The following is a 16737-nucleotide window of genomic DNA, read 5'->3' as shown; positions in this document are numbered from 1 at the left end:
TCACAAAAGAGACTCTCAAATTTGAGAGTATTCCTGGAGGGCCGGCACGGCATCCGGAGCCAGGTCAGGCCGCTCGGGCCTCGTCACCGTTCGGGTTCTCGAACGCCTCCGCCATCAGCGCGATCTCCTCGGGCGGCAGCGACATCTCGCGCGCGATGCGCGTCCAGCCCGACGTCGCCGCGGCCACCTCACCGAGGACCCGCCTGGCATCGTCCCGGCGGAGGCCGTAGGAGTCCGCCGTGGCCAGCAGCACCCGCACCTCCCGGTCGATGCGGTTCCCGCCGGGGCGCAGCGGCGTCGACTCGACGACGGCGAACGGGTTCGGGTTCACGTCGAACAGCGGCGACAGCGACCAGCCGTCCGCACGACGGAGGAAGCCATGGTTCTTCATGTGGTCGTCCACGTTGCGCACGAGCAGCGTGAACGCGACCCGGCGGAACAGGTCGTGCCCGTCCGTGGCCGGCCGCCCCGAATGGTCGGCCAGGGTCTCCGCAAGGGTCCGGTAGTCGATGACCTCGAAGAACGCCTTCTGCGTGAGGCTGTCCGCGGACAGGAAGCCGATGCGTCCGCCGCTTCCACCCCACGAGGCGTCCTCGCTTCGCTGCAGGTCCGCGCGGGGACCCTGGAAAACCGGCCGCCGGTCGAACCGGCGCGTCAGCAGGATGGACCGCGCCGGGCCGATGCGGTGCAGCCGCGCCACCGGCACCTCGATGCCCGCGTTCGAGGCGAGCCGCAGCGTCAGGTACTCCCAGGCCTGCACGTCCCACCGGTCACTGCTCTCGGGCAGCTTGGCCATCCACAGGTCGCCGACGCTGTCCCGCACGGTCACCTTGGGCCGCGCACCGCCCATCGAGGTGCCGGCCGCGACGAGGAGCCGCACGTCCTGGTCGGTCTCCCGGTGCTGCGCGACGGCGTCCGCTGCGTCCGTCAGCGACGGCAGCTCCACCAGGTCGGGAACCTCCGCCCGCGGCGGTCCCAGGAAGGTCCTGCCGTCGTCCAGCGAGAAGCGCAGCGACCCCAGGCGGGTCTCGTCCTGCACACCGAGCAGGAAGTCCACCTCGGTGAGCGTCATGAACTTGCGGCCCTCCGCACGGGCAGCCCGCCGTTCCGCGTGGAACAGCAGGGTGCGGCCCCACTGGTCGGGCTGGCAGTCCGCGAGGACGCCGAACAGCGGCCGGTCGCTGCCGGAGGGGATGTTCCCAGGGGTCAGCGGCAGTTCGGGGCACAGGGCGTACGCGCGCGGGTCGCGCAGGTAGGCGGCGTCGTACCGGAAGGTGCAGCCCACCAGGGCGCCACCGCGATTGAGGTGCATGTCGAGGTCACCGGCGCGGGCCTGTCCACCGCCCGGCAGCTCGACCTCGACATGTATCGACAACGCGGCTCACCTTCTCAGCTAGGGACTCTTACCCGCTGCGGCAGGGCACGTTCCGCGTGGAACCTGCCCATCTCGGTGGCCAGCGGGTCGCTCGCGCCGACGACGGCATCTGCCACGCCGAGCACACGCAGCACCGCGAACGTGTTCTCGAGGCTGACCGTTCCGGTGCCCGTCTCGATGGCACGCAGCGTGGTGCGTGTGATGCCCGCGCGGTCGGCGACGAGCTGGGCCGTGAGGCCGTGGATCTTGCGCCAGGCGCGGACGTGGTCGCCGAGTGCGGCGAGGTCGCGCTGGGTACGAAGGGACGTTCTGGCCATGACAGCTCCTTTCGGCTACCAGGCTAACCGACGGAGCACGTAATGGTTACTGGGCTGTCCACTATTTCTGGGCGGGCTTCAGCCGGGCTGTCCTGGCAGAGCAGAACGGGCCGCCCCACGGTGTGGGGCGGCCCGTTCAGGTGTGCGGTTCAGCGGTGCGTCAGCCCTGCGGCTGGTTGTTGACCGTGGCCGTCTCCAGGGCGCCGACCGAGAGGTCGTGCTTCGCGAGGATCTCGGCGTACGTGCCGTCGTCGATGATGCTCTGCAGCGCTGCCTGGTAGGCACGCACCAGCTCGACGTCGCCCTTGAGGAAGCGGAAGCCCAGCGGCGTCGGATTGATGATCTCGGTGTTCCCGACCTCGAAGACGTCACCGGAGCCGATCTGCTTCGCGTTGTACACACCGGTGGACCACTGGGTGAGCTCGGCGTCGGCCTTGCCCGCCTGAACCTGCTCGAGCGCCTCCGCATCCGTACCGGAGAGCTTGATCGTGATCGGCTTGCCCTTGCACTCTTTCTCATTGAGAGCCATCAGCGCCGTCTGCTGCGACGTGTGGTCCTCCGGGTCGGTGCCACCGAGCACCGCTACAGGTCGACCGCACAGGTCCTGGAGCACCTCGATCCCTTCGGGGTTACCGGCGGGGACCATGATCGCGTCGCTGTCGTTGTAGTAGTCGACGAAGTCGGACTCGATCTGACGCTCAGCAGTGTCCGACATGGCGGCGGCCACGACGTCGACGTTGCTCGCGTAGAGCTCTTCGATCAGCGAGTCCCACGGCATGTCGTGGAACGTGTACTTCAGTCCCAGCCGGTCCGAGGCGGCGTCGAACAGGTCGATCTCGAACCCGACGATCCGGCCGGCCTCGTTCGTGTACTCGAAGGGCGGGTAGCCCGACTCGGTACCGACCGTGATGCGCGTGGACTCGGCCAGCAGCTCACCCGGCAGCATGGCCCGGAGCGCCGGATCTACCTCGACCGCCTGCTCAGGGGCCCCCGCCGTCCCGTCCGAGCTGGTCGAGCAGCCGGTCAGCAGGGCTCCGAGCGCGGCTGCTGCCGCGATCGAGCCGATGACCGCACGAGCGCGGTGTCCGAGAGCCATGCGGGGTCCTCCACACAAAAAGACATGATGAGCGAGTTACGCGGGTGGAGCCTATACGCTTCTGATGAGTTGCTGTGAATTCGAGTTTCACCTACGCCCACGGGAGGGACCCAGCGGCGCAGACACTCGGCCAGACGCTGGTGCCGACCATAGCGGCAGCCCAACATCCACCAGAATCACCGCATCGATGAGGTGGCCCTGGATAGTGGCGTCCCGTGGTGAACTTGCCCAGGCCGACCCCAGCAACGACGTCCTGCTTGCAGCCAACTTTGCCGATGTCGTCTATCGGGTGGTCGAGACGCTAACCCAGTGCAGGACGAAGGCCGGCCCAAAAACCGACACCCTAGACGCAGACCGCACTGTCCACGACGATGCTCCGGCTGTGTAGCCACTGGACCGGGCAGATCAGCAGCGTTCTGCAGATTCTGACCACCGCCTGCAACCTCTTCTCCCCGAACCACATCGCGCAGTCAACACCCTGAGCGGGCATCGACGCACGCGGCCCGCTCATCACCGCTCAGATCACGACGGTCAAGGCGTGGCACGAGGCGACCCTGGACCGGCAGATCGCCCGCGCCGAAACCGGCCGCCGCGGTCCTGGCCGCCTAGCCTCACCCAGGCACAGCCGCTCCGAAGCCGCGCTCGCCCACCGGAGGCACCACGCCGATCCCGCACCTTCAGCACCCACAAGAACCATCACCACCCACCACCTCGAACGCGACGGCAACCACCGACTGAGCCATGTTCTGCATATCGCGACCCTCGTCCGCGCTCGGAGTCACGGCAAACCCTGCAACTACCTACATAAACGCACCAGCGAGGGCGACAGTCGCGAGATCTGACGCCAGATCAAGCGCTACCTCACCCGCAATTCTGTTAACCCAATCTAGAACAAGAACTTTCGCCGTCCCGGTTTGAGGAACATAGAAACATCCGATGAGTCACATACTTACGGAGCACGGGACCGCAACTAGAGCAGCGCGCTCGATCACTCGTGAACGACGTGGAGATACAACCTGGTAGATAGATCACCTCCCACCCGCCCTCCGCAAATAGGCAACGGCGGCGCCAAGACCCGCACTGGGTACTTGGCGCCGCCGCAGAGCCAGCGATCAGACTCAGGTGAAGTAGCCCCCGTCGCCACAACCGCCACGACCACCACCGCTGGACAACTCGCTCCACCTCAAATGCATTGCGCTACGAGCGGTCGGACCGTACTCACCGTCCTGACCAAGACCTTCGTAGGCTTGGACCTTCTTGAGAGCACTCACCGTGTCATTGCCAAAGAATCCATCGACGTCAAAAGCGCCGCTCCAAGAGATCCGGTTGGTATCGATATAGCACCTCTTGATGTGCGTCTGCAGCGCATTAACGGCCGGGTTGGAATAGCTCCGGTCATAAGCCAGCCAGCACGTGGTCGTAGTTCCACGGGCGGGCATCCTGTAGTACACACCGCTGGTGTACACCACGCGCGCGGCGTTGCACTTTTCATAGGCAGCAGGGGCCGCTACTGCCGATGCAGTAGGCACCGCGACGGCCACCATGCCGAACACAACGGCGAAAGCGAAGAAAAACGCCCCCAGCACCGTCTTCGTTGAACGAGTTCTCGCTGCAAATTCCACAGACACCCCAAGACAGCCATGTCGACACCTTTTGTCGATCCAGATCTCAACTTTAACTGCCCATGGTGGACGTGGGTCAATATATCCGTCCTGGCAGCTATGCGACACATGCGCCGCATGTCAGTTTCCCGCCAGGGTGATTTTCTGCCGTTGGGTATTGACTCGCGCTCTGACCCGGTCAGCGGACCTCAGTCCCCACCTTCGCCGCAGCCCCCACGTCGGCCAGAATCACCGCATCGATGAGGCCCCGTGCCCACTCCAGTACCTCGGTGCCGCGCAGCGGCCGTCCGCCGATCCGCGCGGTGGCCGGGAACGGCACGAGCGCCGCCCGGATGGCGGGCTTGAGGATCGTCCCCGGGTAGAGCCGCTTGAGCCTCAGCTGTGCGGACTCGGGCAGGTTCAGCGGCGCGAACCGGATGAACTTGCCCTGCGCCGTGATGTCCGTGAGCCCTGCCTCGCGGGCGTGGTTGCGGAAGCCCGCGACGTCGAACAGGGCGCCCGCGACGTCGGGCAGCGCGCCGTAGCGGTCGGTGAGCTCCGCGCGGACCTCTGCGAGCGCCGCGGCGTCGTGCGCGGTGGCGATCTTCTTGTACGCCTCCAGCCGCAGCCGCTCCGTAGCGATGTACGCCTCGGGCAGGTGGGCGTCGACGGGCAGCTCGATGGTGACCTCTGGGGCCTCCTCCTCGGCGTCCCCGCGGAAGGCGGAGACCGCCTCGCCGACCATGCGGATGTAGAGGTCGAACCCGACGCCGGCGATGTGGCCGGACTGCTCGCCGCCGAGCAGGTTGCCCGCACCGCGGATCTCGAGGTCCTTCATAGCGATCTGTATGCCCGCGCCGAGGTCGGTGTGGGCGGCCATGGTGGCGAGCCGGTCGTGCGCCGTCTCGGTGAGCGGCTTCTCCGGCGGGTAGAGGAAGTAGGCGTACGCGCGCTCGCGCCCGCGTCCGACGCGCCCGCGGAGCTGGTGCAGCTGGGACAGGCCCAGCATGTCGGAGCGCTCCAGGATCAGGGTGTTGGCGTTGGAGATGTCCAGGCCGGTCTCGATGATCGTGGTGCACACCAGGACGTCGAGCTCCTTCTCCCAGAAGCCGCGGATGACCTGGTCCAGCTGGTGCTCGTTCATCTTGCCGTGGGCGATGCCGATGCGGGCCTCGGGGACCAGCTCCTGCAGCCGGGAGGCGGTGCGCTGGATGGTCTCCACCTTGTTGTGCACGTAGAAGACCTGCCCCTCGCGCAGCAGCTCGCGCCGCAGGGCGGCGGTGATCTGCTTCTCCTCGAACGCGCCAACGTAGGTGAGCACGGGGTGCCGCTCCTCCGGGGGCGTGGCCAGCGTGGACATCTCGCGGATGCCCGTCACGGCCATCTCGAGCGTGCGCGGGATCGGGGTGGCGGACATGGACAGGACGTCCACGTTGGTGCGGAGCTGCTTGAGCGTCTCCTTGTGCTCGACGCCGAAGCGCTGCTCCTCGTCGATCACCACCAGGCCAAGGTCCTTGAACCCGACCGAGCCGGTGATGATGCGGTGGGTGCCGATGACGATGTCGACGCTGCCGTCCCTGAGACCGACGAGAGTCTCCTCCGACTCCTTGGCCGACTGGAAGCGGCTCAGCGCCCGCACGTTGACGGGGAACCCGGAGTAGCGCTCGGAGAAGGTATCGAAGTGCTGCTGCACCAGGAGCGTCGTGGGGACCAGGATGGCGACCTGCTTGCCGTCCTGCACCGCCTTGAACGCGGCCCGGATGGCGATCTCGGTCTTGCCGTACCCGACGTCGCCGCACACCAGGCGGTCCATCGGCACGGACTTCTCCATGTCGGCCTTGACCTCGTCGATGGTCGCCAGCTGGTCCGGCGTCTCGACGTACGCGAAGGCGTCCTCCAGCTCGCGCTGCCACGGGGTGTCGGGGCCGAAGGCATGGCCCTGGGTCGCCATCCGCGCGCTGTAGAGCCGGATCAGCTCGCTCGCGATCTCCTTGACGTGCTTGCGGGCCTTCGCCTTGGTGTTCTTCCAGTCGGCGCCGCCCATCTTGGACAGCGACGGCGACTCCCCACCGGTGTACTTGGTGACCTGGTCCAGCTGGTCGGTGGGCACGAACAGCCGGTCGCCCGGCTGGCCCCGCTTGCTGCTGGCGTACTCGATGACGAGGTACTCGCGCGTGGCCCGGTTGCCGCCGGTGCCCATGGTGCGCTGCGCCATCTCGACGAACCTGCCGACGCCGTGCTGCTCGTGCACGACGAAGTCGTCGGCCTTGAGCTGGAGAGGGTCCACGACGTTCCGCCGCCGGCTGGGCATCTTGCGCATGTCGCGCGTGCCGGAGCCGGCCCGTCCGGTCAGGTCCTGCTCAGAGAAGACAGCGAGCTGCAGGTCGGGCGCCACGAAGCCCTTGCCGACGCCGCCCGCGACGACGTGCACGACGCCGGGCTCCGGCTCCTCCTCGAGCGATATCGCGAGCCGGGCGGCGGTTCCGGCCGCCGAGAGCTGTTCCGTCATGCGCTTCGCCGGGCCGTGGCCCTCGGTGGTCAGCACCAGCCGCCAGCTCGCGACCTGCAGCCCGTGCACGTCGTCCAGCGCCCGCGCGAGGTCGCCGCGGTAGGACTCGACATCCCGCGCGCTGACGGTGAGCACCGTCTCCGACCCGCTCGTCGAGCCGGTCGAGGAGTCGACCAGCGACTCCAGCTCGGTGTCCTGCGTGAACGCCGAGAGGGTCCACCAGCCGAGGCCACGGCGGGCCGCGACCTCGCGTACCTCGGAGAACGTCGCGAAGGACGCGGCGGACACATCGATCGGCGCCGCGCCGCCGGCCACCGCACCGGTCCAGGCGGCGGCCAGGAACTCCTCGGTGGTCGCCACGAGGTCGTGCGCACGACGCCGCACGCGCTCCGGTTCGTTCACCACGAGCAGCGCGTCGTCCGCCACGAGCTCCAGGACGGGAATCATGCGCTCCACCAGCACCGGGGCGAGCGACTCCATGCCCTCGACCGCGACGCCCGCAGCGAGCTTGTCGAGCATCTCGACCGCACCGGGCAGGCTCTCCACGAGCTCCGCCGCGCGTGCCCGGACCGCGTCGTCGAGCAGGATCTCGCGGCACGGCGGTGCCCAGAGCCCGCGCTCGGCGAGCTCGAGGCTGCGCTGGTCGGCGACCGCGAACCAGCGGATCTCCGTGACCTCGTCGCCCCAGAACTCGCACCGCAGCGGGTGGTCCTCCGTTGGCGGGAAGACGTCGAGGATGCCGCCGCGGACGGCGTACTCCCCCCGCCGCTCGACCATGTCGACGCGGATGTAGGCAGCGGCCGTGAGCCGCTCCGCGACGTCGGTCAGGTCGGCTGTGGTGCCGATGTCCAGCTGGACCGGCTCAAGCTCTCCCAGGCCCTCGACGACGGGCTGCAGCAGCGCACGGACCGGCATCACCAGCAGCCGGACCGGGCCGTCCTGGCCGTGCCCCTCGGCCGGATGGGCGAGCCTGCGGAACACCGCGATCCGCTTGGCCACGGTGTCGGCTCGCGGGCTGAGCCGCTCGTGCGGCAGGGTCTCCCAGGCGGGAAGCACCGCGACGTCGTCCGCCCGGCCCTCCGGGAGATAGTTGCGCAGGCTGGCAGCCAGCTCGTCGGCCTCCCGGCCCGTTGCCGTCACCACGACGAGCGGGCGCTGCTCCGCCGCGGCCGCCAGGAGCGGCGGCCGCACGCCGGCCGGACCCACCACGTCCACGAAGCCGCGAGCGCGCACGTGCTCGACGGCGGCGGACGCGCCAGGATCGCGGAGGAGAGTGGGAAGCAGGCCGGTGAGATTCATGGGAGCTCTAAGTCCTTCGATGCGCACGACGACGGGCCCACCACGAGCACGACCCGGGTACAGGCATGGAGTGAGGGGCTGGTCCCAGGCTACTCCCGGCCACCGACAGCGGCCCTCCGCCGCCCTCTGTCGCGCTCGGCACGTACCTGGGTACGTACCCGGGCACGTACCCGGGCACGTACGATTGCCGGCGATGTTCACCCCATCCGAGTCCCCGCGGCACGCAGGCGTGCCGGGTCGCGGTCACGACGCCGTCGGGCAGCACGCTGCCGTGCGCCTCGCCTGGCCGGACGCCGCCCGCGGGCTCGCGATCAGCCTCGTCGTGCTCTACCACGCGACCAACTGGACCTGGTCCACCGGCTACGAGGTGGGCGTGCTGCGCGAGATCAACGAGACCCTGCGCAGCCTGCGCATGCCGCTGTTCTTCGCGATCTCCGGGATGTTCGCGACCAAGTGGGTGGCGGCGCCGTGGTCTCGCCTGGTGCGCGGCAAGCTGCTCTTCTTCGCCTGGGTCTTCGTGCTCTGGGAGCCGATCTCGCTGGTGGTCCGCCTGCTCACCGGCTACTACCAGGTGGCCGACGCCGACTGGGGGACCTTGGCGCACGACCTCGCCTGGTCGGTGCTGATCCCCCGCTCCGAGCTGTGGTTCCTCTGGACGTTGGCGGCGTTCTTCGTGATCGCGCGGATGCTGCGCCGGGTCCCTGCGCCGGTGCAGCTCGTGGTCGCCGCCGCGGTGAGCGGCTGGGCGCTGGCCGGCTGGGAGCCGGAGACCATCGCCTGGCGGGGTACCGCACAGTTCGTGGTGTTCTTCCTGGCCGGGCTGCACCTGCGGCCGCTGGTCGAACGGTTCGCCGAGCGAGTCACCTGGCTCTGGGCGGTGGCTGCCGTCGCCGTCTGGCTCGGCATCCAGATAGCGGTGCGCGAGCTCGGTCTCGCCGACGTCCCTGGGGTCTACCTGCTGGCCAACGTCGCGGGGGTACCGGCAGGGGTCGCGGTGAGCGTGCTGGCCTCCCGGGTCCCCGGCACGCGGTATCTGCCCAGGTCGCTCGGGTTGGAGTGGATCGGCGCGCGGACCCTGCCGGTGTTCGTCACCCACACGTCGGTGGTCCTCGCGCTGCTCTCGGTGCTCTGGCGGAACGCCGTGTGGATCCCGGCACCGCAGTCGCAGTGGCTGCCGGTGGTGCTCTGGCTGGTGGCGATCGCCGTCGGGCTGGGGCTGGGGGCCCTGGCACCCCGGATCGGCGCGCGCTGGTTGTTCGCGCCGCCGCGCCGGCTCACTGGTTCGGCCGGCTGACGCCCGTCCGTTGATGTCGAACGTACGCTTGATCGCTCTCAAGGGCTCGATCATGCGACCAGGCCTACGTTCGGCACCCGACCGTCGGAGCGTGCGCCCCTCATGCGCTCAGCCGCACCGGCATCAGGAGGCTGCGGTCCTCCGGCCGGGCCAGGCACGCCATGGCCAGCACCTGACGAGCGGCGTCGAGCGCCAGCGTCACGTCGCCACCGCCCAGCGCCGCGAGCGCCTCCAGGAGGTAGGAGCGGTCGAACGCGACGGCGCCGGGCGCGCTCGGCCGGACGACGTCGACGCCGTTGTCGCGCAGCAGCACCGCCACGATGTCCCGCCTGCCGGGGGGCGTGGCCGGGGTGTCCTCGACACCGAGCGCATCGTTCACGACCCGGCTGACCAGGTCCGATGCCGGTAGGTGCGCGCCGCGAACCCAGCTCGCCCGCAGCAGGGCCTCGTAGTCCGGGTACTCGGGGGCGACCGGTTCCGCGATGATCGGCTCCGCCCCGGAGCCGCGGAACACGGCTCGGTCGATCCGCAGCTCGACACCCACCATCGACCGGCTCCCGCCGTCCGGCACGCCGCTCCCGCCGTCCGGCACACCACCGCCGTCGGGCAGCGACGCAAGGGCCGCCAGCGGCGCGACGAACCGCACCGGCGGCCCGTCGAGGTGCCTGACCGGCACCGACGCGACGGCGAGCCGAGCGCGGTCGCAGGCCACCAGCCGCAGCACTCCGTCGGAGCAGTCGAGCAGGACACCGGTCAGCTCCGGCCGGCCCGGGTCGGACGCCACGGCGTAGCGGACGGCGGCGAGCGCCCGCGCGAGCTCCGCTGCCGGCGCCTCGAAGCGTGTGGCCGGCGGGTCGGCGAGAAGCTCACGAGCGTCGGACAGCTGTGCCCGCGCCACGGCGAACCGCGCCTCGAGACCCTGCTGGTGTCGTTCCAGGACGGTCAGCGCCTCGGCGGGCCGATGACGGCTCGCGAGGACCGCTGCGATGTCGGCGAGCGGCATCTCGACCTGGCGCAGCCGTGCGACCAGCCGGGCCTGGTCCACCTGGTCGCGCGAGTACCAGCGGTAGCCGGTGACCGGGTCGGACCAGGCGGGGCGGAGCACGCCCGCTGCGTCGTAGAACCGCAGGGCGCTGACGGGCAGGCCGCTCTCCCGTGCGGCTGCGCCGATACCTCGCAGGTGTTCGTGCATGCGCTCACTGTGCACTCTCGACCGGCTCGAGGGTCAATCGCCGCAGGGCCACCGCACCGCCGGCCGCGCAGCCCAGCAGCCCCAGCGCGCACACGCCTCCGGCGACCGCCGGGGACGTCGCGCTCGCGAGCGCGCCGAGCCCCGCGTTGGTGAGCGTCACTGCCAGGACCTGCACCAGGCCGACCAGCGCCTGCACCCGTGCGAGGTGCGTACGCGGGGCAGAGCCGAGCACCACGGGCGCGAGGTGGGCGGTGAACAGCCCGCTCCCGACGCCCACGAGAGCCGCGGCGGCGACGGCCACCCCCGCCCCGCCGGGTGTCGTGGCGCCGGCCACCAGCCCCGCCTGTCCCAGGGCCGCTACGGCGAGCCCGCCCGACGCCGTCGCACCTGGCCGCCGCGCACCACCTCGCCGGGCGACGACCACCGTGGCCAGGATGATCCCAGCGCCCTGCGCGCCGGCGACGACGCCGGTCGCCGACGCGCTCCAGCCCGCTTCGCGCGCCAGGAGCGGGAGCACGAGCGACACGGTCGGCAGGAGGAACGCGGCGGCGCCCGCGACCAGCGTCAGCGCGGCGACCAGGCCGGGGGTGCGCCGTACGACGCGAACGCCGTCGAGTGCGGCCCGCCACACGGGCACGCTCCGGTCCGACGCCGGGGTCGCGTAGCGGGTGCGGACGAGCAGCAGGACGACCAGCACCACGAGGAACGTGCCCGCGTCGAGCACGGCGACCGCGCCGAGACCACCGGACGCGACGAGGATCCCGGCGAGCGGCGCGCCGAGCAGCATCACCGTCTGGCCGGCACCTTGCCGCAGTGCCAGCGCGCTGGTCAGCTGCGCGTCCGCGACGAGGCGCCGGGGCATCGAGCCGGCCGACGGGCGGTAGAACGCGGAGACCACCCCGCGCAGCACGCTCGCGGCGAGCAGGAGCCACAGCGGCGTACCCGCGTGCAGGACGGCCAGCGCCAGCGCCACCGACATCAGCAGCATCACGGCGTCGCCCGCGATCATCACGCGGCGCGCGCCGAACCGGTCGGCGATGGCCCCGCCCAGCAGGAGCAGCAGCACGGACGGCACGCTCCCGGCCGCCAGGACCAGGCCGGCGGCCGCGCCACCGTGCTCTGCCGCCACCCAGCCGAGAGCGAAGCCGAGCACCACGTCACCGAGCTGCGAGACGGTCGCGGCGGCGAGCCACACCAGGTACGGCGCCGGGAGCGGTCGGTGTGCCGGCGGCGGCTGCGGCGTCAGCTGTCGGACGCCGTACAGGAAGGTCATGCGGGAACCCTGCGGTCTCGACCTGCTCGAGGGTCAATGACGCTCGCGCCGCCGAGGTCGGCCCTTTGCCGCAAGATTGCCACCCAAGGGCGACTTGACCGACATCTACCCTTTATGTGACCTGCCCTGTACTGTGGCTAACTCAGCAACGGCAACGACGCCGTAGCGACCGGCGGAGTCCCGGCCGCGCCCTGGCCCAGCGGGAGGTCCCGTGCAACGCCTGCGACGCATCAGACGAACGACGGTCCTGGCGACCGTGGCGGCGGTGGCCTGCCTCAGTACGACGGCGCTGGTGGCGCCGGCCGCACCGGCACAGCCGGGGTCGGTCCTCACCGAACCCACGCTCCCCAGCCCGGAGTCGGAGGTCAACGCCACGGGCACGCCGTTCACCGGTACCCGGCCGGACGGCACGGTGTACGGACTCATCGACGCGCACAGCCACCTCTTCATGCAGGACGGCATGGGCGGCGCGGCGCTGTGCGGCAAGGTCTTCTCGGAGCACGGGATCGAGGCCGCGCTGCAGGACTGCCCGTCCCACGAACCGCACGGGCTCGGCGCGCTGCTGGAGAACCTGACCCGCGACGGCTCCCCCATCGGCACGCACGACACCACGGGCTGGCCCACGTTCGCCGACTGGCCCGCCCACGACTCGCTGACCCACCAGCAGATGTACTACCGCTGGGTCGAGCGGGCCTGGCGCGGCGGGCAGCGCGTGCTCGTGAACGACCTGGTCACCAACGGCCTGCTGTGCTCCATCAACCCTGGCACCTACCAGAGCTGCGACGAGATGACGGCGATCCGCCGCCAGGCGCAGGACACCTACGACCTGCAGGCCTACGTGGACGCGCAGCACGGCGGGCCGGGCAAGGGCTGGTTCCGCATCGTGACGAGCAGCGACCAGGCGCGGCAGGTGATCGAGGAGGGCAAGCTCGCCGTCGTCCTCGGTGTCGAGACCTCGGAGCCGTTCGGTTGCAAGCAGACCCTGCGGCTACCGCGCTGCTCCCGGGCCGACATCGACGCGGGTCTGGACGAGCTCCACGACCTGGGCGTCCGCTCGATGTACCTGTGCCACAAGTTCGACAACGCCCTGTGCGGCGTGGCGTTCGACGAGGGCTCCATGGGCACCATCATCAACGCCGGCCAGTTCCTCTCCACCGGCACCTGGTGGGACGCCCGCTCCTGCCCCGCTGACCAGCCGCACGACAACAACCCGGGCAACGGCGAGCTCCCGCCGGAGCTGGAGGACGACCTGCCACCCGTCCTGCCCCTCTACCCGCCGGGGACGCTCTGCAACACCCGCGGCCTGAGCGGGCTGGGCGCCTACGCCGTCCGCGGCCTGGTCGAGCGCAACATGATGGTCGAGATCGACCACATGAGCGCGAAGGCCGCCGACCAGACCCTCGACATCCTGGAGGCGGAGGACTACCCGGGCGTCCTGTCGACGCACTCCTGGATGGACGAGCGGTACCTCGACCGGCTCTACACCCTCGGCGGGTTCGCCACCATCTACGGGCACGCCGCCCACGAGTTCGTGGAGGAGTACGAGCGCACGGCGCCCGTACGCGACCGGTACGGCGCGGGTATCGGCTTCGGGTTCGACATGAACGGGTTCGGCGGCACGCCGCCGCCCCGGGACGACGCCGCGGCGAGCCCCGTCGTCTACCCGTTCCGGTCGTTCGACGGCGGGACGGTGCTCGACCGGCAGACCACCGGTGAGCGCACGTGGGACGTCAACGTCGACGGCGTCGCGCACTACGGCCTGGTGCCCGACTACGTCGAGGACCTGCGGCTCGTGGGCGGGCAGGAGGTCATCGACGACCTCGCGCGCGGCCCGGAGAGCTACCTGACGACCTGGGCGGGGGCGGAGGCGCACTGACGCGCGCCGCCGGTTGAGCAGCTCCGGTGGCCGGGGCGGACCGAGAACTGGGTCTCGGCCCACCCGGCCACCGTGAGCGTCACGCCTTGGCCGTGTGGAACTTCCCCTGGGCGGCGAGCAGCCCATCGGTGACCAGCAGCTCGACGGCGTCGGCGGCGTCGTCCAGCAGGATCGGCAGGTCCTTCTTCTCCGTGGCCGAGAAGTCCTTGAGCACGTGGTCCGCGGTGTCCATCCGGCCCGGCGGTCGGCCGACGCCCACCCGCACCCGGTGGTAGTCCTTCGTCCCGAGTGCCTTGGTGGTGTCGCGCAGCCCGTTGTGCCCGCCCTCGCCCCCACCGAGCTTGAGCTTGATCGTGTCGAAGGGGATGTCCACCTCGTCGTGCACCATGATCACCTGGTCGGCGTCGACGTCGTAGTACCTCGCGAGCGCGCTGACCGGACCGCCCGAGACGTTCATGTAGGTGAGCGGCTTTGCGAGGACCACGCGGGGTCCCGGCGCTCCGCCGGGCAGCACGCCGAGCCGTACCTCGGCGACGACGGCCTGAGCGCGCGGGTGCTTGGAGAAGCGTGCGCCGGCGCGGTCGGCGAGCAGGTCGAGCACCATCTGACCGACGTTGTGGCGGTTGCCGACGTACTTGGGGCCGGGGTTGCCGAGCCCGACGACGAGCCAGGGCCGGTCGCTCATTGCAGCACTCCTTCACGACAGCGGAAACTTCGGCGCCGCAGCAGCACCAGCCGCAGCAGCAGGACCAGCGGAAACAGGTCGGGCCGAGGCAGAACCCGCGCCGCGCACGATTCTCTCGTACGCGCGCCTGTGGTTCTACCTCGGCCCGGTGCGCTCCGGCTCATGCCGGGTCGCTCTGGCTTGCGGGGAGAGGTCAGCCCTCCGAGGACGCCTCGGCGGGCGACGCGGCGGACTCCTCGTCGTCGCCGGCCTCGCCGCGCGGCTCGGTGACGAGCACGACGACGTACGACGGGTCGGTGAGCAGCTCGGAACCGGCAGGAAGCTTGACCTCGCCCGCCAGGATCTGCGAGCCGGACTCGAGGCCCTCGATGGAGACGTCGACGGACTCGGGCAGGTGCGTGGCCTCGGCCTCGACCGACAGCGTCTGCTCCTCGACGAGGTGGATGGTGCCAGGGGCCGACTCGCCGACGATGTTCACGGAGATGTCGACGGTGATCTTCTCACCGGCGGTCACGACCTGCAGGTCGATGTGCTCGATGACGTTGCGGACCGGGTCGCGCTGGACGTCCTTGGCGACGGCGAGCTGGCCCTTGCCGTCCAGGTCGATGTTGAGCAGGACGTTGGTCTGACGCAGCGCCAGCATCGACTCGTGGCCCGGCAGGGTCACGTGCACCGGGGCGTCGCCGTGCCCGTACAGGACGGCGGGGATCTTGTTGTCGCGGCGGATGCGGCGGGCCGCGCCCTTGCCGAACTCGGTGCGGGACTCAGCGGCGAGCTTGATCTCGGCCATGGAAATTCACTCCTGGAAGGTCTGTGTGTGCAACTCGGTCGGCGGCTGCGTCGGCGCGGGACACGTGACGGGCGCGGAGCGGGCACGTAGGACGAAGTGCTGGAGGGAACTCCACCCAGGGGCCGCCGACGGCCGCCCAGTCGATCACGGACGCCGGCCAAGTGCTAGCGGGATCGAGTCCCGCCGCGGCCGTCAAGCGTCCCTCGCCGAGGCAACCTGACTACTGTACCCGCTCGTCGGCGCGGTCTGCACCGACAGGCGGTGCGGCACCGATCGTCGGCTGGGTACGGCGCGGCTTGTAGACCACCTGGACGTGGAACACGAAGCGGAGCAGGAACGCCACCACGAGCGTCACGGCCTGCACCAGGACGGGCCACATGCCGGTGAACTCGACCAGCCACCACAGCACGGGCAGGCGGATCGCCGCCTCGGTCCCGTTGAACGCGAACGAGTGCGCGAACCGCGACCAGGCGCCGCGGCCCTCGTTCCGCAGGTCGCGGAACACGAACCGCTCCTGCAGCAGGAAGTTGGTCAGGATCGTCACGACGGCGGAGATCACCGCGGCCACCACGTAGTGCATGCCCAGCCCGGTCAGGGCCCACAGGATGAGGATGTTGAGCACTGCCCCCAAGCCGCCGATGATCGCGAACCGCGACATCCGCCCGAACCGCAGGGCAGCGAGCTGCTCGAGGTACCGCAGGCCCGTCTTGAAGGTCGCCTTGGAGTGCCCGGCGTACCGCTCGCCGAACACGAACGGCTCCTCTCCCACGGCCAGGGTGTTCCGGGCGAGGAGCTCGAGCAGGATCTTGAAGCCGCGCGGGTGCAGCGAGTCGAGGTCCAGCCGGTCCACCCGGGTGGCGAAGAACCCCGTGAGCGGGTCGGTCACGTTGCGCAGGCGCACCGGGAACATCGACCGCGCCAGCAGCGCCGAGGCGATCGAGACGCCGTGCCGCCACCAGCCGTCCAGCCCGCCGGCGTCGCCGTCGCCGGTGTACCGGGACGCGACGACGATGTCGAGACCCGACTCCCGGCCACGGGTGACGAGCGCGGGCACCAGCTCCGGTGGATGCTGCAGGTCGCCGTCCATGACGACGGCCCACTCGGTGGTCACGGTCCGCAGCCCGGCCACGACGGCACCGCTGAGCCCGCCCTCCGGCGCCTGCCGGTGCAGCAGCCGCACCGGGACGGGTGCGGTGGCCGCGACAGCACGGATCAGGTCGGGGGTGTCGTCGGTGGAGTCGTCGACAAAGAGGATCTCCGCCAGCTCTGGCACCCCGACGGTCGCTGGACCGCCCTCCGGACCATGCAGGGCCCCCGAGGCGCGGCCGACGTCGGGCAGCACGCCGAAAGCGGCGCACAGCCGCTCGGTGAGCGCCCGGACGTTGGGCCCCTCGTTGAACGTGGGCACCACGACGGTGACGGTCACTGAC

The 16737-nt window shown here is 70.4% G+C and carries 12 protein-coding genes; 2 read left to right on the top strand and 10 right to left on the bottom strand.

The genetic code is table 11. From position 1 onward, the window contains the following. Positions 1 to 64: 64 nt before the first annotated feature. The 5 genes from APR04_RS16385 to mfd form a co-directional block, all read right to left on the bottom strand. On the bottom strand, positions 65 to 1375 hold the full coding sequence (locus tag APR04_RS16385) for a type II toxin-antitoxin system HipA family toxin (RefSeq protein WP_253872001.1): 1311 nt from the start codon (positions 1373 to 1375) through the stop codon (positions 65 to 67). Positions 1376 to 1389: 14 nt separating this feature from the next. Beyond that, positions 1390 to 1692, bottom strand: coding sequence for a helix-turn-helix transcriptional regulator (locus APR04_RS16380; protein ID WP_253871999.1), 303 nt, complete (start codon positions 1690 to 1692; stop codon positions 1390 to 1392). 160 nt (positions 1693 to 1852) lie between these two features. Then, complete coding sequence (locus APR04_RS16375) at positions 1853 to 2788, bottom strand: ABC transporter substrate-binding protein (RefSeq protein WP_253871997.1); 936 nt, start codon at positions 2786 to 2788, stop codon at positions 1853 to 1855. Positions 2789 to 3906: 1118 nt separating this feature from the next. After that, the gene (locus APR04_RS31060; RefSeq protein ID WP_253871995.1) at positions 3907 to 4410 is read right to left on the bottom strand and encodes a peptidoglycan-binding domain-containing protein; all 504 of its coding nucleotides are present in this window, start codon (positions 4408 to 4410) and stop codon (positions 3907 to 3909) included. 178 nt (positions 4411 to 4588) lie between these two features. Then, on the bottom strand, positions 4589 to 8197 hold the full coding sequence (gene mfd / locus APR04_RS16365; RefSeq protein ID WP_253871993.1) for a transcription-repair coupling factor: 3609 nt from the start codon (positions 8195 to 8197) through the stop codon (positions 4589 to 4591). Positions 8198 to 8390: 193 nt separating this feature from the next. Between mfd and APR04_RS16360 the strand changes: the two genes are divergently transcribed. Continuing rightward, positions 8391 to 9491, top strand: a complete 1101-nt coding sequence (locus APR04_RS16360) for an acyltransferase family protein (RefSeq protein ID WP_253871991.1) — start codon at positions 8391 to 8393, stop codon at positions 9489 to 9491. A 100-nt stretch (positions 9492 to 9591) separates the two neighbouring features. On the opposite strand, the gene APR04_RS16355 is transcribed toward APR04_RS16360, so the two are convergent. Next, on the bottom strand, positions 9592 to 10683 hold the full coding sequence (locus APR04_RS16355; protein WP_253871989.1) for a DNA polymerase III subunit beta family protein: 1092 nt from the start codon (positions 10681 to 10683) through the stop codon (positions 9592 to 9594). A 4-nt stretch (positions 10684 to 10687) separates the two neighbouring features. Beyond that, on the bottom strand, positions 10688 to 11956 hold the full coding sequence (locus APR04_RS16350; RefSeq protein WP_253871987.1) for an MFS transporter: 1269 nt from the start codon (positions 11954 to 11956) through the stop codon (positions 10688 to 10690). A 265-nt stretch (positions 11957 to 12221) separates the two neighbouring features. Here APR04_RS16350 and APR04_RS16345 point away from each other — a divergent pair, with 265 nt between their 5' ends. Then, entirely contained in the window at positions 12222 to 13832 is a 1611-nt protein-coding gene (locus APR04_RS16345; protein WP_253871985.1) for an amidohydrolase family protein, read from the top strand. 79 nt (positions 13833 to 13911) lie between these two features. Here APR04_RS16345 and pth read toward each other — a convergent pair whose 3' ends face one another. The 3 genes from pth to APR04_RS16330 all read right to left on the bottom strand — a co-directional run bounded on the left by pth (position 13912) and on the right by APR04_RS16330 (position 16733). Next, the gene (pth, locus tag APR04_RS16340) at positions 13912 to 14517 is read right to left on the bottom strand and encodes an aminoacyl-tRNA hydrolase (protein ID WP_253871983.1); all 606 of its coding nucleotides are present in this window, start codon (positions 14515 to 14517) and stop codon (positions 13912 to 13914) included. Positions 14518 to 14710: 193 nt separating this feature from the next. Beyond that, positions 14711 to 15307, bottom strand: coding sequence for a 50S ribosomal protein L25/general stress protein Ctc (locus tag APR04_RS16335; RefSeq protein ID WP_253871981.1), 597 nt, complete (start codon positions 15305 to 15307; stop codon positions 14711 to 14713). 220 nt (positions 15308 to 15527) lie between these two features. Further along, complete coding sequence (locus APR04_RS16330) at positions 15528 to 16733, bottom strand: GtrA family protein (protein ID WP_253871979.1); 1206 nt, start codon at positions 16731 to 16733, stop codon at positions 15528 to 15530. Positions 16734 to 16737 lie beyond the last annotated feature (4 nt).

The sequence above is a fragment of the Promicromonospora umidemergens genome (assembly GCF_024171995.1).
Classification (GTDB): domain Bacteria; phylum Actinomycetota; class Actinomycetes; order Actinomycetales; family Cellulomonadaceae; genus Promicromonospora; species Promicromonospora umidemergens.
This window is presented reverse-complemented; position numbering and strand designations above follow the sequence as displayed.

Bases quoted from the DNA above. Each gene is read 5' to 3' on its own strand.
- APR04_RS16380 (WP_253871999.1), bottom strand. From the start codon at position 1,692: ATGGCCAGAACGTCCCTTCGTACCCAGCGCGACCTCGCCGCACTCGGC.
- APR04_RS16375 (WP_253871997.1), bottom strand. From the start codon at position 2,788: ATGGCTCTCGGACACCGCGCTCGTGCGGTCATCGGCTCGATCGCGGCA.
- mfd (WP_253871993.1), bottom strand. From the start codon at position 8,197: ATGAATCTCACCGGCCTGCTTCCCACTCTCCTCCGCGATCCTGGCGCG.
- APR04_RS16360 (WP_253871991.1), top strand. From the start codon at position 8,391: ATGTTCACCCCATCCGAGTCCCCGCGGCACGCAGGCGTGCCGGGTCGC.
- APR04_RS16355 (WP_253871989.1), bottom strand. From the start codon at position 10,683: ATGCACGAACACCTGCGAGGTATCGGCGCAGCCGCACGGGAGAGCGGC.
- APR04_RS16350 (WP_253871987.1), bottom strand. From the start codon at position 11,956: ATGACCTTCCTGTACGGCGTCCGACAGCTGACGCCGCAGCCGCCGCCG.
- pth (WP_253871983.1), bottom strand. From the start codon at position 14,517: ATGAGCGACCGGCCCTGGCTCGTCGTCGGGCTCGGCAACCCCGGCCCC.
- APR04_RS16335 (WP_253871981.1), bottom strand. From the start codon at position 15,307: ATGGCCGAGATCAAGCTCGCCGCTGAGTCCCGCACCGAGTTCGGCAAG.